This window comes from Lactobacillus sp. M0403, from assembly GCF_016101265.1.
GTDB classification, from domain to species: Bacteria; Bacillota; Bacilli; order Lactobacillales; family Lactobacillaceae; genus Lactobacillus; species Lactobacillus apis.
Window position 1 is genome coordinate 91,343 of sequence record NZ_JACFQV010000003.1, and the last position, 22,385, is coordinate 113,727.

Annotated in this window: 18 protein-coding genes; 14 read left to right on the forward strand and 4 right to left on the reverse strand. The window is 34.7% G+C overall.

Annotated features, from left to right (window positions below; all coding sequences use genetic code 11):
* The first annotated feature begins 102 nt into the window (after positions 1–102).
* Positions 103–468, forward strand: coding sequence for a hypothetical protein (locus H3T48_RS05135; protein WP_198188768.1), 366 nt, complete (start codon positions 103–105; stop codon positions 466–468).
* 767 nt (positions 469–1,235) lie between these two features.
* Here the strand turns inward: H3T48_RS05135 and H3T48_RS05140 are convergent.
* Positions 1,236–2,255 (reverse strand): SLAP domain-containing protein, encoded by a 1,020-nt coding sequence (locus H3T48_RS05140; RefSeq protein WP_198188769.1) that lies wholly within the window; start codon positions 2,253–2,255, stop codon positions 1,236–1,238.
* A 97-nt stretch (positions 2,256–2,352) separates the two neighbouring features.
* Between H3T48_RS05140 and H3T48_RS05145 the strand changes: the two genes are divergently transcribed.
* Both H3T48_RS05145 and H3T48_RS05150 read left to right on the forward strand, forming a co-directional pair.
* Positions 2,353–2,502 (forward strand): hypothetical protein, encoded by a 150-nt coding sequence (locus H3T48_RS05145; RefSeq protein WP_198188770.1) that lies wholly within the window; start codon positions 2,353–2,355, stop codon positions 2,500–2,502.
* Positions 2,490–2,702, forward strand: coding sequence for a hypothetical protein (locus tag H3T48_RS05150; RefSeq protein ID WP_198188771.1), 213 nt, complete (start codon positions 2,490–2,492; stop codon positions 2,700–2,702). The genes H3T48_RS05145 and H3T48_RS05150 overlap by 13 nt, the downstream gene beginning before the upstream one ends.
* Positions 2,703–2,885: 183 nt before the next feature.
* Here the strand turns inward: H3T48_RS05150 and H3T48_RS05155 are convergent, their stop codons facing one another.
* Positions 2,886–3,764: a LysR family transcriptional regulator gene (locus H3T48_RS05155; RefSeq protein ID WP_198188772.1), complete on the reverse strand. Its 879-nt coding sequence runs from the start codon at positions 3,762–3,764 to the stop codon at positions 2,886–2,888.
* A gap of 149 nt (positions 3,765–3,913) precedes the next feature.
* Between H3T48_RS05155 and glpK the strand changes: the two genes are divergently transcribed.
* The 7 genes from glpK (at position 3,914) to H3T48_RS05190 (ending at position 12,716) form a co-directional block, all read left to right on the forward strand.
* Positions 3,914–5,428, forward strand: a complete 1,515-nt coding sequence (glpK, locus tag H3T48_RS05160; RefSeq protein WP_187157815.1) for a glycerol kinase GlpK — start codon at positions 3,914–3,916, stop codon at positions 5,426–5,428.
* 32 nt (positions 5,429–5,460) lie between these two features.
* A complete protein-coding gene (locus H3T48_RS05165) occupies positions 5,461–7,203 on the forward strand; it encodes an FAD-dependent oxidoreductase (RefSeq protein ID WP_198188773.1) in 1,743 nt (580 codons plus the stop codon).
* Positions 7,204–7,525: 322 nt separating this feature from the next.
* Complete coding sequence (locus H3T48_RS05170; RefSeq protein ID WP_198188774.1) at positions 7,526–8,713, forward strand: MFS transporter; 1,188 nt, start codon at positions 7,526–7,528, stop codon at positions 8,711–8,713.
* Between the two features lie 419 nt (positions 8,714–9,132).
* A complete protein-coding gene (manA, locus tag H3T48_RS05175) occupies positions 9,133–10,101 on the forward strand; it encodes a mannose-6-phosphate isomerase, class I (RefSeq protein WP_198188775.1) in 969 nt (322 codons plus the stop codon).
* A 27-nt stretch (positions 10,102–10,128) separates the two neighbouring features.
* Positions 10,129–10,524 carry an SdpI family protein gene (locus H3T48_RS05180; protein WP_187157817.1) on the forward strand — a complete coding sequence of 132 codons (396 nt, stop codon included), beginning with the start codon at positions 10,129–10,131 and terminating at the stop codon, positions 10,522–10,524.
* Positions 10,521–11,258, forward strand: coding sequence for a response regulator transcription factor (locus tag H3T48_RS05185; RefSeq protein ID WP_198188776.1), 738 nt, complete (start codon positions 10,521–10,523; stop codon positions 11,256–11,258). The genes H3T48_RS05180 and H3T48_RS05185 overlap by 4 nt, the downstream gene beginning before the upstream one ends.
* A 6-nt stretch (positions 11,259–11,264) precedes the next feature.
* Complete coding sequence (locus tag H3T48_RS05190) at positions 11,265–12,716, forward strand: HAMP domain-containing sensor histidine kinase (RefSeq protein ID WP_198188777.1); 1,452 nt, start codon at positions 11,265–11,267, stop codon at positions 12,714–12,716.
* Between the two features lie 45 nt (positions 12,717–12,761).
* Here the strand turns inward: H3T48_RS05190 and H3T48_RS05195 are convergent, their stop codons facing one another.
* Entirely contained in the window at positions 12,762–13,628 is an 867-nt protein-coding gene (locus H3T48_RS05195) for an SPFH domain-containing protein (protein WP_046306603.1), read from the reverse strand.
* A gap of 40 nt (positions 13,629–13,668) precedes the next feature.
* Positions 13,669–15,861, reverse strand: coding sequence for an LTA synthase family protein (locus tag H3T48_RS05200; RefSeq protein WP_198188778.1), 2,193 nt, complete (start codon positions 15,859–15,861; stop codon positions 13,669–13,671).
* 145 nt (positions 15,862–16,006) lie between these two features.
* On the opposite strand from H3T48_RS05200, the gene H3T48_RS05205 reads away from it, so the two are divergent.
* The 4 genes from H3T48_RS05205 (at position 16,007) to H3T48_RS05220 (ending at position 22,306) form a co-directional block, all read left to right on the forward strand.
* On the forward strand, positions 16,007–16,630 hold the full coding sequence (locus H3T48_RS05205; protein WP_046308099.1) for a VanZ family protein: 624 nt from the start codon (positions 16,007–16,009) through the stop codon (positions 16,628–16,630).
* A gap of 81 nt (positions 16,631–16,711) precedes the next feature.
* Positions 16,712–18,058, forward strand: coding sequence for a glucose-6-phosphate isomerase (locus H3T48_RS05210; RefSeq protein ID WP_046306607.1), 1,347 nt, complete (start codon positions 16,712–16,714; stop codon positions 18,056–18,058).
* Between the two features lie 112 nt (positions 18,059–18,170).
* A complete protein-coding gene (locus H3T48_RS05215) occupies positions 18,171–19,559 on the forward strand; it encodes an MFS transporter (RefSeq protein WP_198188779.1) in 1,389 nt (462 codons plus the stop codon).
* Positions 19,560–19,720: 161 nt separating this feature from the next.
* The gene (locus H3T48_RS05220) at positions 19,721–22,306 is read left to right on the forward strand and encodes a sigma 54-interacting transcriptional regulator (protein ID WP_198188780.1); all 2,586 of its coding nucleotides are present in this window, start codon (positions 19,721–19,723) and stop codon (positions 22,304–22,306) included.
* Positions 22,307–22,385: the final 79 nt, after the last annotated feature.

The window sequence follows — 22,385 nt, forward strand, 5'->3', positions numbered from 1 at the left end:
ACTTCCCACTGAAAATTCGTTGGGGAGTTTTTTTAATTGCAAGCTATTTTCATTTTGCTTTATAATAGTTATCCTAAAACTTGTGTTTGCAAAGGAGATAACATGAGCAAAGAATCTGACCAAAAAGTAACGGATTTTTTCAGGACATATCAAGACCGTGGCATGAAGAAGTGGCAAGGCTTCATGCTAAGCGACTATACATCAACCGTTAGTAAGATTGATAAAAAGCGCGCACAGGTTTATGAAAAAAAGAAACCAATGTCTCTTGAATCAATCAGTGAAATATTGATGATTGCTTATGCTAATCATAGATTAGTATCGGTGCAATTGAAGCAGGTTGATATCGATGATAAATTCCTACCTGATATAGTTGGTACTGTAGACGGTTATCAAGTTGACCATGTAGTTATTTCAGGCGAATGGATTGAGTTAGAAGATATCAATCATGTAGAGGAATACATGGACTAACTTTTGGACTAACTTTTTAAAAACAACTGTTGTTAGCCGTTTTTAAAATGCTATTATATCAAGGTTTATATTTGATATTTATTAATGATTTCAATTATAAATTCCCCTCATCTCCATAAATAAAAAGAAAAAGACTGATAAATCAACGTTTATCAGTCTTTTTTGATATAAAAGTTCGAAAAAAATTTTATAAACATAGTATGATTGGATCATTAGATACTTGCTTAACTTCTGAAACAACTGACTATTGATCAATGTATTCACCATCAAGGTTAGCTTTAATTTCTCCGTAGACTAAATCAACGGACGCTACCATATTTTTGCTTTTAATTGTCTTAAAATATAACCTCTTTTTCTATTTAAACTATTAACTAAGCTAAATTGATTACAGTATATTGCTAGCAATTAGGAAGGGTAGATAACAAGATATAGCAATTTTATAGCTGTATCTTTAAAGATACAGTTAAAATAGCATTTTTTCATTCTAGCAAATTGCTATAAAGACAGTTAATACACGAGTGTGTTATAGCAAAATGCTAGCTCCCCGTTTATTGAACTAAATTGCTATAGCAATTTTATATAACATCCTATGAAAGGCTTTGTAAAAAATGTTTTTCATATTGCAGCTGCTTAACAATTTATATAAACCATTCTATTTTACTTACTAGGATTAAAAAACTCTGGTCTTAAACAAAAAAAGCAAACATTCCTGAAAGGGAAGGTATGCTTTTATTATCTTAGTTATAAAAACAGTGGGGATTTGACTCTTAATTGTTAGTTACAACGACAAAGCTGACCCCGTTTACGTAGAAACCGTTTTTGTGAGTGGAAGCTAGCCCAAGTCCGAATGAGGTACATGATCTACGTTTTAGGTGATCTCTATGAGCAAAGTTGGCACTTCCATCATAAAAAACAAAATTATTGAATGCTTCTTGAGCCATTTGTTGAGGTGTTCCTTCTTTAACCAAGGCCTCAAGTTCTCCATAAAAATTGGAAGAGCCTTGATGCCTGTCTGAATCATGATATGCATCAAAATGCTGAGCATCATGTATTGAACGAGAAACATCATAGTCAAAATGTTTATCTGTATATGACATCTTAGTGTCCACTCCCTGAGAAGCGCGCCAGTCATTAACCAATTTTTCAAAGCAATTTGCAGTTTCTACAATAGTCGACCTATCAAAAGCAGTTCCAGTAGGAATGCTGCTTAATTCATCTTTCACTTCTTCGATACTAGTATTATCATTTGGATCATCCCAATTATCAGAAGTTGGAATATCTTTATCTTCTTTTGGTTTTGACTTTTGTGTGTCACTTGCCTTAACCCAGTTATGATACTTAAGTCGGTACCATATATGGCCATCACTGTCTGTATATGTTTCATAGACGTTTTGCTTTCCAATCAGTGTATAAAGTGAATTTTCACCGTTAGGCTTTGTATAAAACTCAGCGTCATATTTCAAATAAACCGTAAATAAAACTGGATCCTTGTCTTCCTTAGGGGGAATGACCGTATTAATTTTCTTTACATATCGTCCGTTACCAATATTGTAATATACTTTTCCTTTTATAGATTTTTTCCCATAAGTTTTAAGATATGTTCCTCGTTTTAATGAAACTTTACTTTTTCTACTACCCTTTGAAGAATATACATAGGAATTCTGTCTTAACTGAACTCTAGGTGAAGAGGCAGCCAAAACAGGGCTTGAACTTTGCTGTATAGTTATAAGTCCTAAGCCAATTAAAAGTCCCGAAGAAATTTTAGTAAAGGCTTTTGTATTTATCATGTTGTTCTCCTTTTTATCTAACAATAAATTATTTATATTCTTTATTGTAGACAAGAAAAAAGAAAATTTCAGGAAAAATTAGGAAGGAGCAAAAGCAGTGAACAAAGTATATAATTTTAAAAAGCAAAAAGGTAATTGGACAATCAAGACAAAAATAGATTTAAGACCTAGAACAATCCTTAAAACAGTTATAATTGTAGTAGCAATCATTGCGATAATTTGGAGCGTGACAAAATGGCTAAGCTAACTGAAGCAAAAAAAGAAGCAAATAAAAAATGGAATCAAAAAAATAAAGAGCGAATGAATTATCTTGCGGCTAGGTCTCAAGATAAAAGATTCGTTAATAAATTTGCGACTCTTGAAGATTTAGACAACTTGGAAAAGATTATTGCCGAAAAAAGAAATGAATTAGAAAACAATAATGACATAGAGAACCACATGGACTAACTTTTCATAAACTACTATTATCAGTCGTTTTTAAAATGCTATTATAAATTCCCCTCATCTCCCTAAAAAAGCCTATAACCTTTGTAGTTATAGGCTTTTTTATCATTAGTGGTCGTCAAATGGTCGCCGACTTGTTACATTTTGTCTATGATTGATCATAAAATTTTGGAAAAAGTACATCACTTAGTCTTTTGATAAAGAACGCTCTAATATATTAGAGATTGCGGGGTTCTTATATATTGCAACAACATCATATTTTAATTTCGGTAGCTCAGGTAAAAAAGTAACACGGCTATCATAAATTTTTGGTAATGATAGTTCCTCTGGATAGATTGCCATACCATGGTCTAACACAACATTTGATAATGCAGAGTCGAAACTATCTAAATAATCAATTTCTTCATAACTAATATGCATTTTTTCCAGAGTATTTTTGATTTTTGTTTGTACGTCGTTATTATCAGTAGCACTCCATCTTTGTAAAAAAAGGGGGTGCTTTTTTAGTATGTTTTTCTTAAGTTTCCCGTTTGAATCGAAAGAATTTTGATTCAATAAAATGCCAAAACTAGCAGTACCAACCTTTCTAACATGGATATTTTTAATTTTACTGACAGCAGTAGAAAAGCCAATCAGTACGTCATAGTCTCCAGCATCAAGCTTAGGTATACTTGTTGAAAAATTTTCAGTATCCAGTTGTACTTTTAGGCTAGGGCTATTTTTGGTCAAAGAGTCAGCTAATTTTACAGTCCAATAATCAAAGCCATGTAAGTAGTGTATTCTCAAAATTTGAAATGAATTGTTTAATTGACTGATTTTTTCATTGAATTCGTAGTAATTTTTTAAAACAGGTACTGCACAGTTGTATAGGTTATTTCCTGCCACGGTTACCTTAAAGTGTGAAGTTGAGCGGTCAATTAGTTGGACACCTAACTCATCTTCTAAATTTTTAATCGCATTGCTGATCGCTGTTTGAGAGACAAAATTTCTTTTTGCAGCAGGAGTAAATCCTTGAGTTTCAACTACATCAATAAAGTACTTATATGCTAATAAACTGTATTTCATCACGTTTTATCCTTTTGCTTATAACTTTACCTAATAAGTTATTATCATTATATGTTAGCGCTTTCTAAAAAGCGAGGGTAAAATTAAATCTGTAAAAACGGTTACCATTACTAAATTAGTTTTGTGACTAAAAAGGAGAAAAAGTATAAATGGCTGAAAAATATATTTTAGCGATTGACGAAGGTACTACAAGTACTCGATCAATTATCTTTGACCATGATGGTAAAAAAGTAATTGACTCACGCAAAGAATTTAATCAATATTTCCCTAAACCTGGCTGGGTAGAACACGATGCCAATGAAATTTGGAATTCTGTCTTATCTACAATTGCCAATTCGTTTATTAATTCGGGAATCAAACCTAATCAAATTGCTGGTATCGGTATTACAAATCAGCGTGAAACGACAGTAATTTGGGATAAAAAAACCGGATTACCGATTTATCATGCAATAGTTTGGCAATCACGGCAAACTTCAGATATAGCTGACAAGTTAATTGCCGATGGCTATTCAGACATGATTCATGAGAAAACTGGCTTAATACCTGATGCTTACTTTTCAGCAACTAAAATACGCTGGATTCTTGATCATGTTCCTGGTGCTCAAGAGCGGGCTGAAAAGGGCGAATTATTATTTGGCACCATTGACACTTGGCTGGTTTGGAAATTAACAGGTGGTAAAGTTCATGTGACAGATTATACGAATGCTAGCCGGACAATGCTCTTTAACATTACCAAACTTGATTGGGACGATGAAATTCTTAAGCTGTTGAACATTCCAAGACAATTACTACCTGAAATTCGGTCTAATTCTGAAGTCTATGGTACTACAGCGGAATACCATTTTTATGGTAGTGAAGTGCCAATAGCTGGAATGGCCGGTGACCAGCAAGCAGCTTTGTTTGGCCAACTAGCTTTTGAACCAGGCATGGTTAAAAATACTTATGGTACCGGTGCTTTCACAGTTATGAACACTGGTGAAAAGCCAAAGTTTTCTTCTAATAACTTGTTAACTACTGTAGCTTACGGAATAAATGGCAAAGTAAATTACGCTTTAGAAGGTAGTATTTATGTAGCAGGTTCTGCAATTCAATGGCTACGTGATCAGATGGAAATTATTGATGACGCATCTCAATCAGAAGAGGCAGCTCAAAATTCAAAGGATAATAACGAAGTTTTCGTTGTTCCAGCATTTACTGGATTAGGTGCTCCATATTGGGATTCTAATGTACGCGGGGCTGTCTTTGGCTTAACTCGCGGTACTACCAAGAATGATTTTACTAAAGCTACTTTGCAGTCATTAGCGTATGAAAGTCGCGATGTAATTGATACGATGCATGAAGATACAAAGATTGATATTCCTAAGTTGAAGGTTGACGGTGGAGCAGCAAACAATGACTATTTGATGCAATTCCAAGCAGATATCTTAGGAACTGAGATAGAGCGTGAAGCTAACCTTGAAACTACAGCACTTGGCGCAGCTTTTCTGGCAGGCTTAGCAATCAACTTCTGGAGTGGTCTTGATGAAATTAAGAAAATTCAAAAAGTAGGTAAGACATTTGAACCCCAAATGAGTGATGAGGAAAGAGAACACCTTTACGAAGGCTGGAAATCAGCGGTTAAGGCAGCTCAAAGCTTTTCATACAAACCATACCTAAAGAAGTAAGTAGTGTTTTTTACAAAGAAAGAGAATAAATCATGGCATTTTCAATTAAAACAAGAAAAGAAGAAATTGAACGTTTAAAAAACGAGAAACTAGATTTGCTAGTAATCGGTGGTGGTATTACAGGAGCAGGTGTGGCTTTGCAAGCTAGTGCAGCTAAAATGAAAACTGGCTTGATTGATATGCAAGACTTTGGTAGTGGTACCTCATCACGCTCGACTAGATTAGTTCATGGGGGTATTCGCTATCTTAAAACTTTTGATGTTCAGGTAGTTTCCGACACAGTTAAGGAACGTGCAGTTATTCAACATATTGCTCCACATATGACTCAGCCTGATCCAATGATTTTACCTATTTATGACGAACCTGGTGCAGCCTTTACTATGTTTTCCGTCAAGGTTGCAATGGATCTTTATGATCATCTAGCTGGCATTGAAGGAGATTCTCCTTTGACCAAATATGCTAATTATACGATGGATAAGGAAGAAACCTTAAAACGTGAGCCACAGTTAAATAGTAAAAATCTTCTAGGAGCAGGAGTTTATTTAGATTATCAAAATAATGATTCACGTCTGGTACTAGAAAACGTTAAAAAGGCACACGAATTAGGTTGTTTGGCTGTTAGTCGACTAAAATGTGTTGAAATTTTGCATGATGACCAAAAGCAAGCAAACGGCGTACGTGTTCATGATAATTTAACTGGTGAAGATTTTGAAATTCATGCGGACGTAATTATTAATACTTCTGGACCATGGTCTGATTTGGTAAGACAATCAGATAAAGAAGTTTACAAGAAACCACGTTTACGTCCTACTAAAGGTGTGCACCTGGTTGTTGACCAATCACGTCTGACAGTACCACAACCAACTTATTTCGGTTCGGGTACCGATGACGGTCGTATGATTTTTACTATTCCTCGGGAAGGCAAGACCTATTTTGGGACTACAGACACTGACTTTAGAGGTGACTATGCTCATCCAACAGTTGAGCAAGGCGATGTTGACTACTTATTAGGTATTATAAATAAGAAATATCCTTCTGCTCATTTAACTATAGATGATGTAGAAGCTAGTTGGGCTGGTGTTCGTCCATTAATTGAAGTAGAAGTTGAAGGAAACGAAGCAGCTGATGCCGCAACAGGTGCCAGTGTTTCTGATAGTACTTCGGCACCATCAGCTGTGTCACGTGGTAGTTCATTAACTGAAGCAGAAGATGGATTAATCACTTTAGCTGGTGGTAAGTTGACTGATTATCGTATTATGGCAAATGGAGCAATGGATAAGATTTTGGAAAAACTGCACGATAAGTTTTCAAAGAACTTTACCTTACAAGATTCAGCCGAAATTAAAGTTGCAGGTGGCGACTTTGACTCTGACAATGCTGAAGAAGAACTTGCCCGTATTGCTAAAGAGGGTGAAGAAGCTGGTCTATCAAAAGCAGATGCGACAGAAATTGCCAATTTATTTGGTTCAGAAGCTGAACAAATATATGATTATGCTCGTACAATTAAACCAGCAGATGGGCTAAGTCTGGGCGAAACTGCCGCACTTGACTATTCGTTAGCTGAAGAAATGACACTGACACCTGTTGATTATCTTTTACGTCGCACTTACCACATTTTATTCAAGAGTGACACGTTGAATGAAGTTAAAACTGGTGTTGTTAACCATATGGCTGATTACTACGGCTGGGATAAAGTGCAAAGAGAAGAGTATGAAACTGAATTAAGGAATGAAATAGAAGAATCACGATTGGAAGATTTAAAAAGTAAAAACTAATATAATAAAGTAATAATGAAACTAGTTGTGAATTATTCCTCAAAAAACCTGTCAGAACAATCTGGCAGGTTTTTCTCATTAATGCAGTTAATTGTAACGGTCTAATTAGTGCTATAGTTAAAGTAGCAGAAAAATCTAAAAATATCATTAATAGCTAAGTACCTATAAAATAAGTAATTTTACTTTTAAAGTGTTAAACGTGTGACTATTTTTAAAAAAGAAAATAATAGGATATTTGTATTTAAATCAAAGCTTTTAGCTATTTTTATGGTTAAGAGCTTTTTATTTACTTTGATTTTTAGCTAGAAAGAGCATTGTAGGGATGAAAAAACTAAAAGAAGAATCCAAGCTTTTATTGGGATATGCAATTTCAGGAATGGGTGATCAATTTTACATTTTTGCAATTCCATTGCTAATGCTGTCTAAAACACATTCTTCAATTATCATGGGACTGCTAACAGCAGTTGAATATCTTCCTACTGCCTTGTTCGGCTTGATTATAGGACCCATTTACGATATTTATCCAAGAAAAAGAATTATGCTTATTTCACTAGTGATGCAAATGTTGCTAATATTTTGTGTTCCAATTTTGACTGCCAATAATATCTCAATTTATTTAATACTTCTTATTGTCTTTTTGCTAGGCAGCTTTGATCTGATCTCATGGACAGGTTATCAGATATTTATTGCCGAATCTGTCGATACAGAAGAATTATCAAGCGTTTCAGGTAAAGTTGGATTAATTTCATCTATTCAAAAAACGTTTGGTCCAGGGATTTCTGCAATTATTATTAATTTGCTTAACTATATGGGTGGTTTCCTACTTGATTCACTTAGCTTCGGCTACCTTGCTTTAGTAATTAGAAACTACCAACCACTGCATGAAGAGAAAACTGCTACTGCACAGAGCTCTTTCAAAAAAGGTACAAAAGATGGTATAAAATTCCTGTTCTCACAACATACAATAAAATGGTTAATAATCAGCTTTTTAGTTGCTAATATCGGTTTTCAAGCAGTTATACCAATGTTAACTTTCGTATTAAAGCAAGCTATGAACTTAAGTGTAAATATGGTCAGTATTTTCTTTACGGTCTCAGCGGTTGCAAGCATCATTGGAAATTTTGCTTATTTACATTTAAATAAAAAGTTCAAAATAGGATTTCAACTAATTATGATCGGTCTGTTAATTGCATTAGGTTTTGCAATTATGCTTAATACCAAGTCCTTTATAATGGTAACTGGTGGTTACGCACTTGTTTCGTTTGGTAGTGTATGGTCTCAAGCAAATTTCTTTACGATTATTCAAGCAAAAACGCCAACTCAATATAAAGGAACAATTACAGCAGTTTCTACATCTTTAACTAGAATAATAGGACCAATCATGTCTTTAGTAAGTGGAGTCTTAGTTAATTGTGAAGTACATTTGATTTTTATCGTAGCTGTTATTTGCTTAGTAGCTTCCGTCATACTCAATTTTGTAGGTGGCTTAAACAATCTAAAAGAACTATAGTCTGCAACTTTTTATAAACAAATGTTAATTTGTTATTGAAAAAACAAGACTTACTTTATAACATATAAGTGATGCAATCCATGATTAGTAATTAACCACATCTAGTAAAAATTGCTTATGGATTGCTTTAAAATTATAGTATGATAGGTTTTTATACTGGTTATTTCAAATAGCACACAAATTTGCTTAATAAAAACATATAAAGAAAAACAATATAAAGTTACTGCAAAATATTACTTATCAATTATCTAGCTTGTTGCGATAGGATTTCTTTTTTATTTTTTAAAATTAGGCTGTATTTTTGAATTAACGATTTATAAAAAAATATTATTATTGTAACAACAACTTGTTTTCATATTTGAAAATTTGTTTTAATTTTAATGTGTAAAAGTTTAAACTTATATATGAGGTGATAGGGAATGGAACCGATCTTTTTAACTCCGTATTTTAGATCAAAAATATGGGGTGGCCGTAAGCTAGAAACAATCTTTAACTACGATATTCCTGATGGAAAAGTCGGAGAAGCATGGGTTATTTCAGGTTATAAGGATGATGCCTCAACGGCAACAAACGGCGAATTAAAAGGTAAGAGCTTGCGTTCGATTTATCAAGAAAACCCTGAGCTTTTTGGTAATCCGAAAAGTAAGGAATTTCCACTATTAGTGAAATTTCTTGATGCTAATGATGATTTGTCTGTCCAAGTTCATCCAGATGATGATTATGCTGAAAGAGTAGAAAATGATCGTGGAAAAACTGAAAGTTGGTACGTATTACAAGCTGATCCTGGTTCTTATTTAATCTATGGTCATACTGCAAAAACACGTGCAGAATTGGCTGATATGATTAACAAAGGCCAATGGGATAAGCTTTTGCGGAAAGTTCCAGTTAAAGCAGGTGACTTCTTCTACGTTCCGGCAGGTACAATTCATGCCTTGACTAAAGGAATCATGGTAATTGAAACCCAGCAATCAAGTGATGTTACGTATCGCTTATATGACTATGATCGAATCGATGACAAGACTGGACAAAAGAGAGATTTACATACTGAGAAATCTATCGATGTTACTACCGTTCCTCACGTTGATCCTAAGCTTAACGGCAAGATTGAACAAGATCAAGATGCACAAATTACGACCTTGGTTGCTCCACCTGTATCACCACATTTTTATCTATGGCAAATTGATTTAAATGGTGAGTGGAGAACGGGCTTAAATGAACACCCGTATCTGCTAGTAACTGTAATTGATGGATCTGGTCAGTTAGAAACTGAATCTGATTCATACCAATTAAAAAAGGGTACAAATCTGATCATTCCTAATCAGATGAAAAAATTCACTTTCACTGGTAAAATGAAAATGGTTATTTCTGCTCCAGGAAATGACGAATAGATTTTCAAAATTAAAAGAGGGAAAAGTATGATATATATCGCTTGTGGATCAGTTATTATGGTTGTGGGAATTATCTGGCTAATTAATCCTCCCCGAAAACCGCATCCACTTTACGGATATTATTCATACCTTGCTCAGACTAATTCGACTAGTTTTAAGTTTGCTCAAAAAAAGGCTAGTCTTTACTTTATCCTTTTTGGCGGAATACAGTTGCTAATTGGAATCGGTGTCCATTTGCTAAATTGGGATCGATATTTCCTAATTTGGTTACTCACATTTTATCTTTTTCTTGTATTTCCAATTATGGCAACTGAGAAAAGCTTAAAGAAGTTTTTGATCGATCGCCATGAATTGCCACATGATTACGTTAATCCTGATGACGTAAAGCATGAGAGAACTAAGGGATTTAGGGACCGAAAATGAAATTAAATATCTTAATGGTTGAGGATGACCAGTCCGTTGCAGAGATGATGGAAATGTTCATCAAAAAAGAGGGTTGGACAATGGAGGTTGCTACTGATGGGGAGCAAGCGGTTGAAAAATTTTCTGCTAATCCTGATCAGTATAATTTAGTTACACTGGATTTGAATTTACCAAAAAAAGACGGGATCCAGGTTGCTAGAGAAATTAGAGAGAAATCGCCAACTATTCCAATTATTATGCTGACGGCGAGAAATAGTGAAGCAGAGCAGATTTTGGGCCTAGGCGTAGGTGCAGATGATTATGTTTCCAAGCCATTTAGTCCATTAGCTTTAATTGCAAGAATCAAGGCTCTTCAGCGAAGAATTGATATAGAAGAAAGCCAAAGTAGAGCTAAAGCTAAAGCCGAAGCTGATAAAGTAAAAGAAAAGTTTGATGTTGAAACAGAACATATTAAAATTTCTAAAGACAGACGTGAAATCTTGTTTGATAACAAAAAAGTACCAGATATTACCCCAAAGGAATTTGATTTGTTGGCTATAATGGCAGAAAAACCTAAGCAGGTTTTTTCCCGGAGCCAATTAATTGACTATGTTTGGGGCTATAATTTTTTTGGCGAAGAACGAACAGTCGACGCACATATCAAGAAATTACGACATAAGCTAGAAAAAGTTGGAGCAAACATCATTCAAACGGTCTGGGGAATTGGTTACAAATTTGACGATTCACAGGTTTAATAAATTATGAAATTGATTTATCAGCACATGCTTAGCTTTTTGCTGATTATTTTAACAACTGTTGCAATTATTGGCTATTCCGAAATTGCTTATGTAACAAACCAGTCATATTCGCAAAACTATCAGCGAATGGAAGACTATGCGTCTTCATTGGGTTCTTTGGCAGCTACGGATAAAAAGAATGGCACATTAATGTTAAATGCAAATTTCCTAAAGCAAATGGAATTTGTCTTACGTGGTGATGATCTTCATCTTCGTATTTTTGATTCAGATGGCCGTCAAATTTATCCCAAGACTGCTAAAGACTTGCACCTTGCTTCTGATATATATGGTATTTTGAAACAAGGGCAAGAAATTCGTATTAAGAATAATAACGACTCTCATTCTTATATGGGCCACACTAATGATCCATGTACTGGTGTTCTTGTTCCTTGGATGAGTGAGCACAAGATGATTGGTGCAATTTGGCTTGGCGCTAGGGTAAAAAATGTTGAAAGACCAATAGCAATGGCGAAGCAAAATTTGGTAAATGCTTTTATTGTTGCGTTAACTGTCGGAGCTGCCTTAAGTTTAGCTTTGTCATATTACACTACTAGCAAAATTAAGCGCCTTTCGATTGCAACCAAGAAGGTTACTTCCGGTAATTTTGATGTGCAGCTCAATTATAAGGGAAACGATGAAATCGATCAGCTAGCCGATAACTTTAACCAAATGGTACGGTCGCTGAAACAGTCTGATGAAGAAATCAAGAATCAAGAAAAACGGCGGGATCAGTTCCTGGCTGACGCTGCTCATGAAATGAGAACGCCTCTAACAACCATTAACGGAATTTTGGAAGGATTGCAATATGATGCGATTCCTGAAGAAGCTAAGCCTAAGTCAATTTCACTAATGAAAAAAGAAACTAAAAGGCTAATCAGATTAGTCAATGAAAATCTTGATTTTGAAAAAATTCGCAATAATCAGATTTTGTTGGTTAAAACATCATTTAATGCAACTAAGATATTAGAAGATGTGAAAATGCAGCTTTCACAAAACGCTGAAAAGGAACATGATGAGATTCGAATTGCTGCACCTGGCGATTTGTCAGTTTATGCGGACAAGGATCGCTTTACCCAAATAATTTTCAATTTGGTTCAAAATGCAATTCAATTTACCAAAAATGGTCAAATAGTAATTAGTGGCCGAAGGAAAGACCATGCTACAGAAATTGTGGTTATGGATAACGGAATTGGAATGAGCGATGAACAAATGAAGTATATCTTTGATCGTTTTTTCAAAGCTGATCCGTCAAGGGCTCGTCAAGGAACTGGTGAATCTGGTCTTGGCCTTTCAATTGTCTCTTCGCTAATTAAGCAGCATGGTGGCAAAATTAGCGTAGATTCGAGTCCTAACGAAGGAGCTATTTTCACAATCACTTTCTTTGATGAAGGATTTGAACAGTATCTATCTGAATAAACAAAAAGCACTTCAACTGAAGTGCTTTTTGTTTATTCTTAAAATTTATTCTTTTTTGTCAGTAGATTTTTGCCAAATTTTTGCTGTAGCAGGTACTGCACCTAAGTTAGTCATATCATCTTTATCGACTACAATTAGGTTAGAAGGACCAGAAGCAAGCTTGTTAAAGCTATCTAGGCTTTGGTTTCTAAAGTAACCATCTGAAGCTTTATCCAAGCTTGCCTGTAGCTGATTAATTCGGTATGCCTCAGCATCGGCTTCAGTTTTGACAGCTTCAGCTTTAGCCTTTGCAGTGGCAATTAATGCCTCATTTTTGGCCTTAGTGGTTAATTCAATGTTTTTAGCTTCGCCTTCGGCTTTTTCAATTGCTGCAATTTTTTCTCTATCAGCAGTTAGTTGTTTATCCATTGCCTTTTGAATTTCAACACTAGGAAGTAATTCATCAATATTGACACGAACCACACGAATACCATATAAATCTGTCAAATCGCCAATTGCATCAGCAAGTTGTGAATTGATTTTACTAGTTGAACCAAGGGCATCGTTTAAGTCCATCCGACCAATGATATCGCGTAAGTGTCCTCTAATTAATTCAACCATCGACTTAACTGAATCGGTATTGTTGTAAAAGTACTTATATGAATCAGTTACTAAATAGTTTAACGTCAAACTGGTGGTGATTTCAGCATTGTCCTTAGTAATAATTGAATACTTAGAAATTTCTGCTGGAAACATTGCTAATGAAACGCGTCGCAATCTTTGAATTACAGGTATGACAAACACAAGGCCTGCTTTAACTGTTCTTGAGTATTTACCTAGAGTTTCGATTAGTCCTTCGTTATTTTGAGGAACAACTCGGCAACATGATAGAAATAAAAGAATAACGACAATAACCAAAATTAAATAGACCATAGTTTAAAACACCTCAAATTATAAAAAGATTAACTATGTCTTAATTATATTCTCTTTTTTTCTTTTGGCTATCATTATCCCTTTTTTTATCTAAATGATTTTCTGCTACTGATTCAGGAATTTCTGTTATTTCGTAGTGGCGGCCATTTAATTCAGGGGCATCAGTACGATAAAAACGAGTAGTGGAGTGCTTATGTGTGGAGATTAGTGCTGTTGATTTGGTCTTTAATTTTGCTCTTAAGGCTTCCATTTGCTGGAAGTTACTCAAGTAATCGAATTGACCTGGATCAACTGGTTTAAATCCCTTTGGGGTGTAAAAACGTAAAAGGTTATGGTTATTGAGCAAATCAGAGTACTTAAGAGCCATTTTTCCTTTTTTGGCTAGTTCCGCAATTTCTTTGTTTTCTTTTTCTGTATAATTGATAATTTCTTTACCGCTGATTCGATCGTAAACAGTGCCTTTTTTACCTTTTCCGCCGATAATAACATATTTTTGACTGACAATTGTGCCATTTCTAAAAACAATCCACGGTTTGTACTTCGGTGATAACAGGTCATTACCAAACTGAATATAGTTCTTATTGGAAATGCCAAGTAAGTGAAGTAGTGTAGGCAAAACATCAATTTCTCCTGCAACTTCATTCATAATCTTGCCCTTTAAGCTAGGGGAGTAAAGCATAAAGGGCACACGTTGCATTTGGACATTATTATAACTATTCCAAGTATCCGAGCTTTCGCCAATAATAGGAGCCAAGGTTTCATTTTCGGAATTACTTAAGCCGTAGTGGTCACCATAAATCATTACTACTGTGTTTTTCATTAAACCAGATTTATTCAAATAGTCGAAAAATTCCCTGATTGCTTGATCAAGATAGTGGGCCGTTTCAAAGTAGTTGTTGATAGCTTTGTCAGATGTATCCGCAGTTTTAAAGTTTGGATCGCGATCTTCTTCGTCCATATCAAACGGGGTATGATTGGTAACGGTGATAAATTTGCTATAAAAAGGTTGTTGCATGCGCTCAAGATATTTAACACTTTCAGCGAACATGACTTTATCTTTGATTCCGTAACCAATACTATCGCTTTGATCGTGACTGTAATAATTTTGATCAAAGAAATAGTTATAACCCATATTTTTGTAGACATCGTCACGATTCCAAAATGAACCAACATTGCCGTGAAAAACGGCTGAAGTATAGTTGCCTTTTTCACGCAAAATCTGTGGCGCGGCTTGGAAGGTATTTGAACTACCTAGCGCAGTAAAAAGTGAACCGTCTGAGATACCAAATGTGCTTGTTTCAAGCATGTTTTCTGCGTCACTAGTACGTCCAATTCCAACTTGATGATAGAAATTAGAAAAACTAAGTGAATGACGACTATGATAGATTGAGTTAAGAAAAGGTGTGACTTCCTTGCCGTTAATTTTGAGATCGATTACGAATTGCTGGAAACTCTCTAGGTGGATTACAATGACGTTTTTGCCTTTGGCAGCACCATAATACTGAGGGCTAACTGGTAACTTTTTTTTACGTGTATAAGCCAATATTTTGTTTAAGTCAGCGGTGTTAGCATTACGATTTACTTGCTCAGTTTGTTCATTTTTCACGCCGTCGTACACGGTAAAAGTGTCAATTCCTAGGTACTTAACAATGTATGAACGATCAAAAGTTGTCCCTAAAAGGCGTGGACGTGACGATTCTGCTAAAAAAACATTGAGACTTAAAATTAGGGCTCCACACGTTGTGATCGTAAATGGAGTTAGTAACCCATATGATTTTTGGTCAATTTTGATTTTATGAGCAAGCAAAAGTCCTATCACAATAATTAAGTCGAGCCATAAAATTAGGTCAGAGGGCTTTAGTAAAGCCACTGCACTTTTTCCGAGACCGGGTGCTACTTTAGCTGCATTAGTCATTGTTTTGACAGTAATGAAGTCTGCAAATTGTCGATAATTTAAGATGTTAGCAAAAAGCAAACCAGTATTGGCGAAATCCATTATCAACATGATGACATAGGATACAACTGGTTTAGAAAAGTAAAATCCAATGCTTAGTAATAAAGCGGCCGATCCGATAGGACTGATCCACATGATAATGTGTTGGTAGGGATCATTAATGCCTAGGTTAAAATCATGATAGGCGGCAAAAATATATTTTAATGTAAACAAAATAACCAACAGACAAAAAAAGCCTGTACGGGTCTGGATAAAATTAATCAGCTTCTTTTTTTTCAAGTTGAACTCTCCTTATTTAATTATTTTAGAATTTTCGCGCACTTTAGACAATCATTTCTGAATTGTTAGTCCTTTTTTAAGAAAAATTTGGCAAAGATTGGGTATAATCTAGATGAACACTAAATTTATAGGACTTGAACTGAAAATGATATTTCTAGGACCGCTATATAACTTAATTGCTCAAAGTTATGCAACTAAAGTTAATCATTTTGCCTTAATTAAGTTAATTATGTTGGCATTTGATAAGACAATTTTTTATTTTTTGGTTTTCATGATTTTGCGTTTGTTTTGGTTAATGGTGGTAAGACGAAGGCGAACACTTAAATCAGAAGCGACGGTATGGCTGTTTGCTTTTTATTTAATTTTGATTTTAATGTTAACCACATTTCGCCGAACATATTTCCCATGGCAACTTTCTTTCAATTTCCATCGACCGCTAAGTGATATTAATCTCGTATTTATGAAAGAAACTTGGAAGATGTACTATGCTCAGAGTCGGTTGGATTTTATTTACAACTCACTAGGTAATGTGGCTTGCTTTTTACCTTTCGGTTTTTTAGCACCATTTGTTTTTTCAAAAAAGCAAACTTTTATCAGGGTGTTAGTAGCAGGCGTCTTATTTTCAGTTTTTATTGAAACAATGCAGTTTTTACTCGCAACCGGTGTGAGTGATATTGATGATGTCTTTTTTAATAGTTGCGGGGCAGCCCTTGGTTATTTACTATACTGGCTTTTTCAACAATTACGAGTAAAGCTGAAAACAATTTAAAAAGCGCTGGTATTTATAAAATAAGATTGCTAAAATGGTTTTGTGAAATAGATATTTAATTCAATAAAGGGAGCGTATTTTATGAGTTTAATTAAATTCGATAGCAGTAAATTAACACCATTTGTTCACGAAAATGAACTAGGCGAAATGCAAGCAATGGTTGATGCTGCATCTAAGGAATTAAAGGAAGGTACCGGTGCAGGTAGTGACTTTTTAGGTTGGGTTGACTTACCAGTTGATTACGACAAAGAAGAATTCGCTCGTATTAAAAAAGCAGCTGCAAAAATTCAAGCCGATTCGGAAGTTTTGATTTGTATTGGTATCGGTGGCTCATACCTTGGAGCCCAAGCTGCCATTGAATTCTTAAATAGCGCTTTTTATGGTAAGGGCAAGGATAAGTATCCAACTGTTGTCTTTTGTGGTAACTCACTTTCTGGTTCATATCTTCACGATTTGATTGAATGGTTAGGAGATAAGGACTTTAGCATTAACGTTATTTCTAAATCTGGTACAACCACAGAACCTGCTGTTGCATTCAGAATCTTTAAAGATAAGTTAATTAAGAAATACGGTAAAGAAGAAGCTCAAAAACGTATCTTTGCTACAACTGACCGTGCTAAAGGCGCTCTTAAGACTGAAGCAGATGCTGAAGGTTATGAAGAATTTGTTGTTCCAGATGACATTGGTGGTCGTTTCAGTGTCCTTTCTGCTGTTGGTCTATTACCAATCGCTGTTTCTGGTGCTGACATTGATCAACTTATGCAAGGTGCTGCTGATGCACGTAGCGAATACACTGATACTGACTTATCAAAGGCAACACCATACCAATACGCTGCTTTACGTAACATCTTGTACCGTAAAGGATACACTACTGAAATTGTCGAAAACTACGAACCAACTTTGAGAATGTTTAGCGAATGGTGCAAGCAATTAATGGGTGAATCAGAAGGTAAGGATAACAAGGGCATTTGGCCAGCAAGTGCAAACTTTACAACTGATCTTCACTCATTAGGTCAATACATTCAAGAAGGTTTACGTAACTTGTTTGAAACAGTTATTAGAGTTGAAAATCCTGCAAATGATGTAGAGATTCCTTCAGATGATCGTAATTTAGATCAACTAAACTTCTTAGAAGGAAAGAGCTTAAACTTTGTTAACGATCGTGCATACGAAGGTGTTGTTTTGGCTCATACTGATGGTGGCGTGCCAGTTATGACTGTTAATATTCCAGATCAAACTGAGCACACATTAGGTTACCTCATTTACTTCTTCGAGTTGGCCATTTCAATTTCTGGTTACCTCAATGGCATTAATCCATTTAACCAACCAGGTGTTGAGGAATACAAACGTAACATGTTTGGTCTATTAAACAAACCAGGTTACGAAGCTTTACATGATAACTTAGTATCACGTTTTGAGCAAGAATAAGGATAATTTGTCCTGTACATTGTTATCTGATCGGTGAAAACCGATTAAGGATTGGAAAGGGTAAAAGCTAATTAGCTTTTTACTCTTTTTTATTACTGGGAGGTTTAAGAGAATGGAAAGAAAAGCAGAGACACCAAAACATATTTTGGCAATAGTTAGCTGCGCTCTGATGGCATTTGTATCAATTTTAACGGAAACAAGTTTGAACGTTACCTTTCCTACGTTAATGAAACAATTTCATATTGGTCTGGGACTTGTTCAATGGACCACCACAGGATACCTTTTGACAATTGCAGTTATTATGGTTGCAAGCTCATATTTAAATGAGCGCTTTTCGGCTAAACAGCTATTTTTAACTGCAGCTATTTCATTTATCGGTGGCTCAGTAGTTGCTGGACTTGCACCTAATTTTTGGGTTTTGCTTGCAGGGAGACTCATTTCATCCGTGGGAGCTGGTTTGTCAATTCCACTGATGTTTAATTTGGTTGTTGAACTAATGCCGCAGGAAAAATGGGGCTTTTATATGGGATTAACCGGGCTAGTAGTTATTCTTGCCCCATCTTTAGGGCCAACATTTGGTGGGACAGTTGTTTATTACTTTGGCTGGCCGTTAATTTTTCATATTGTTGCTTTAATTGCTGTAATCGTACTAATCATCGGTGCTTTGTCAATTGAACAATATCATGAAAAAAAGCATCCAAGTTTTGATTGGGTGAGTTATTTTGTGATTGCCGCGGCTATGATTATCTTTAACTTGGGCTTTAATCGAATTAGTAATGGCTTCGGTGATCCATATTTTTGGTTAAGTATGATTGTTGTTGCAGCGCTTGTATTCCTTTTTATCAAACTCTCGAAGAAGAGCAAAAAGAAGCTAATCAACTTGGATATTTTCAAAAATAAACCATTTGTTTTTGCAATGATTTCTTATTTATTGCTGCAGTTTATTAATATTGGAACTAGTTTCGTGTTGCCAAACTATGTTCAGATTGTTAATCATGAAAGTTCACTCATTGGTGGACTAGTTTTACTTCCGGGATGCATTTTAAGTGGGTTTTTGAATCCATGGTTTGGGCATATCTATGATCAAAAAGGGCCAAAACTTCCATTTTTAACTGGTACAATCTTTTGTTTTACGGCAAGTATACTATTTACCATTTTCGGTTTGAAAATCTCAACAGTTATGGTGGGAGTTTTCTACGGTATTATGATTATTGGGCGACAAATGGCGTTCAACAATACAATGGCTGAAGCATCCAAATTGCAGCCGGATGAATTACATACTGATGCTACAGCTGTCTTTCAGACTGGTCAGCAGTATGCCGGCTCAATGGGAACAACGGTTATGGCCACAATTATTTCGGCTTGGCAAAAGAAACCAGGCAATTATTCTGTTTTGACTGCCCAGGGAAGTCAGGTTGCTTTCTTAGTTATGTCAATCATTAGTGTCATTATTTTCTTAAGTTATCTAAATTTATTTAGGTTAGAAGCAAGAAATAAATAGAAATATTTTTTTATAATCAGTAGAGGCCTTGTCATTAACGGCAAGGCTTTTTTGATGTTATTAGTGAGAAAACAGACAGAGACTTCACTAATTATTAGTTTGGGCATAAAGAATAATTATGTTTAAATAAAGGAAAGCGCTTTTAAGGAAGGAGGGATAATATGAAAGCGAAATATCAAGTGTTAAGCAAAGTTGAAAATTTATTGGCTAATAAAACAAAAGTAACAACACAAGATGTTGCAAAGGCAATGCAGCTATCACGTGGTGTTGTTAGCACTTATTTGTCGCAATTATATCAGGAGGGACTACTTTTGAAGAGTGGTACCAAACCTGTGTATTGGCAACTAAATTCAAATGATGATGTATTTGCAAAAATGATAGGATCAGATGGAAGTCTTAAAAAAGTAATAGATAAGTGTAAAGCAGCGGTCAACTACCCACCAAATGGTTTTCCACTAATTATTACAGGTCCATCTGGTTCTGGTAAAAGTTTTTTAGCTTCATTAATTTATGAATATGCTAAGCAGGTTAGTGTAATTAGTCAAAACGCAAATTTTGTGGTTTTAAATTGTGCAGATTATGCTAATAATCCTGAGCTACTATCTTCTGTGTTGTTTGGCTATAAAAAGGGAGCTTTTACAGGGGCTGATCAAGATCATCTTGGACTAGTTGATCAAGCTGATGGAGGCTATCTTTTTCTCGATGAAATCCATCGTTTGCCTAGAGAAAGTCAAGAAAAGCTTTTTGTTTTACTAGATTCGGGAAAATTTTACCCTTTGGGAGAAAGTAAGCACTTCAAACGAGTGAATGTTCGATTTATTTTTGCTACTACAGAAGATATTACTAATCATTTGTTAAAAACTTTTAGAAGACGTGTTCCTTTAAAAGTTAGCTTATCTTCAATATCTAAACGCCCACTTGTTGAACGTTGTAAGTTAATAGAAAATTTCTTCAAGAAAGAAGCTATCAAAATTGATCGAGATATTGAGGTACCAACTGATGTGGTTGATTATTTATTAAAGTCTGAATTAATTGGGAATGTTGGTTCTCTGGAAAATCAAGTTAAACTTCTTTGTGCAGAAAACTTTAATCGAGCTGACAATTCTTCAATTTTAAAAATCACTTCTAGTAAAAATGAAAAAGAAAATAATAGAAGTTGGTTAATTAAGAGTTCCCAATACATAAACTTAACCTTTAGTTCAAGTGATGAGATTAATGTAAAACTAGCTTCATTTGTAAAAACATTGCTAAAGAATGAGAAAATAAATCGAAGAATTGAAAATCAGTCTTTAGCAATGAATCAATTTTTGCGCGATTTACATGAGAATCTTTCTGTTTTAATAGTTGATGAAGATTATAAAAATTATCTTTATAAAAAGCTCACAGCTACTTTGAAACCTGTTTTTCTGCGCTACGGACTTTTAAAGGATTTAAAAAAGGTAAAGATAGAGCAAGCTGCTTCTTTGCTATCAGTTTTACATAGGGAAAATAATAAAACTGATCTGAAAGAATTGAGGGAATTAGTAGAGCAGCATTACCCAAGAACCACTTATATTTGTAACCAGGTCAAGAATGCTCTTGATATAAAAATTGACGCTAATTGGTTAATTATTGTTCTTTTATATGTAATATGTGATGAAATTGCACCTGAAATTGAAAAGCAGAAATTGTTGGGTATTATGGTTTGTCATGGGGGAGCAGTTGCATCTAACATTTGTTCAATAGTTAATTCTCTATGTGGAAGTTATATTTTCGAAGCATTTGATATGCCTATTGATGTGTCTAATCGTGAAATTGTTTCTCAAATAAGTTGTTATATAAGGAAGCAAAATCGTAATTATGATGGAACAATTCTATTATTCGATATGGGGTCACTTGCAACCTTGTATAAAAATATAAAGGCATTATTAAACAATGATTTATTAGTAATTAATAATATAACTACTGCAATCGCCCTTGATTTAGGCTTACAAATTCAGCAGGGAACTAGCTTTAAGAAAATCGCTGAAAAAGCTGAGAAATATCCTGACTCAATGAAAATTCAATACTATGAGGGGATTTCACAAAAATCAAATGTTATCGTTTCTTGTATGTCTGGTGTAGGACTATCAGAAGAGGTAAAAAAGATTTTGAAGGTGACTTTAAAAAGTGATATCGAAGTTATCACAATGGATTACCGCGATCTTAAGAGTACTTTACAAAGACATGATCATTCTTACTTTAAAAACACAAAATTTATTTTAACGACAAATGATGTGCCAAAACAAAATGGAATTGAAGTTTTGAACTTGTATGATGTAATGGATGAAGACGGTGATTGGAAGTTGCGACAGTTGTTGAAGCAAATGGGTGAAGATAAAAAAACAATTGATAACCTTATTAAAGAACTGCTGAAATTTTTTACAATTGGTGGTATTAAAGGTCGTTTACGATTTTTAAATCCAGAAGTCGTGATTCCCGAAATCCAAGAGATTGTTGTCAAGTTTGAAAAGTTCTATCATCTTAACTTTTCAAATAAGCTTAAATTGAGCTTGTACATGCATATTGCTTTGATGCTTGAACGTTTGATGCTAGGAGGAGTAGACACAAGTGATGTGCATGAAAAGATCATTACTAAAGATGAGAGAGACTTTAATGTAATTGCTAAGAAAATTTTTCGCGATATTGAGGAAAAATATAATATTACAGTGAATGATTATGAACTATCATTAATTTACGAGTTGCTCAAAGTTAATTTTAATAAATAAACTGCTTAAAGAAGTGCTTAAAAAAGGCACTTCTTTTTTTATAAATGCTTATGTAACAGCACCTTGATGGAGTTGGCAT

Bases quoted from the DNA above. Each gene is read 5' to 3' on its own strand.
- H3T48_RS05135 (WP_198188768.1), top strand. From the start codon at position 103: ATGAGCAAAGAATCTGACCAAAAAGTAACGGATTTTTTCAGGACATAT.
- H3T48_RS05140 (WP_198188769.1), bottom strand. From the start codon at position 2,255: ATGATAAATACAAAAGCCTTTACTAAAATTTCTTCGGGACTTTTAATT.
- H3T48_RS05150 (WP_198188771.1), top strand. From the start codon at position 2,490: ATGGCTAAGCTAACTGAAGCAAAAAAAGAAGCAAATAAAAAATGGAAT.
- H3T48_RS05155 (WP_198188772.1), bottom strand. From the start codon at position 3,764: ATGAAATACAGTTTATTAGCATATAAGTACTTTATTGATGTAGTTGAA.
- glpK (WP_187157815.1), top strand. From the start codon at position 3,914: ATGGCTGAAAAATATATTTTAGCGATTGACGAAGGTACTACAAGTACT.
- H3T48_RS05165 (WP_198188773.1), top strand. From the start codon at position 5,461: ATGGCATTTTCAATTAAAACAAGAAAAGAAGAAATTGAACGTTTAAAA.
- H3T48_RS05170 (WP_198188774.1), top strand. From the start codon at position 7,526: ATGAAAAAACTAAAAGAAGAATCCAAGCTTTTATTGGGATATGCAATT.
- manA (WP_198188775.1), top strand. From the start codon at position 9,133: ATGGAACCGATCTTTTTAACTCCGTATTTTAGATCAAAAATATGGGGT.
- H3T48_RS05180 (WP_187157817.1), top strand. From the start codon at position 10,129: ATGATATATATCGCTTGTGGATCAGTTATTATGGTTGTGGGAATTATC.
- H3T48_RS05185 (WP_198188776.1), top strand. From the start codon at position 10,521: ATGAAATTAAATATCTTAATGGTTGAGGATGACCAGTCCGTTGCAGAG.
- H3T48_RS05190 (WP_198188777.1), top strand. From the start codon at position 11,265: ATGAAATTGATTTATCAGCACATGCTTAGCTTTTTGCTGATTATTTTA.
- H3T48_RS05195 (WP_046306603.1), bottom strand. From the start codon at position 13,628: ATGGTCTATTTAATTTTGGTTATTGTCGTTATTCTTTTATTTCTATCA.
- H3T48_RS05205 (WP_046308099.1), top strand. From the start codon at position 16,007: ATGATATTTCTAGGACCGCTATATAACTTAATTGCTCAAAGTTATGCA.
- H3T48_RS05210 (WP_046306607.1), top strand. From the start codon at position 16,712: ATGAGTTTAATTAAATTCGATAGCAGTAAATTAACACCATTTGTTCAC.
- H3T48_RS05215 (WP_198188779.1), top strand. From the start codon at position 18,171: ATGGAAAGAAAAGCAGAGACACCAAAACATATTTTGGCAATAGTTAGC.
- H3T48_RS05220 (WP_198188780.1), top strand. From the start codon at position 19,721: ATGAAAGCGAAATATCAAGTGTTAAGCAAAGTTGAAAATTTATTGGCT.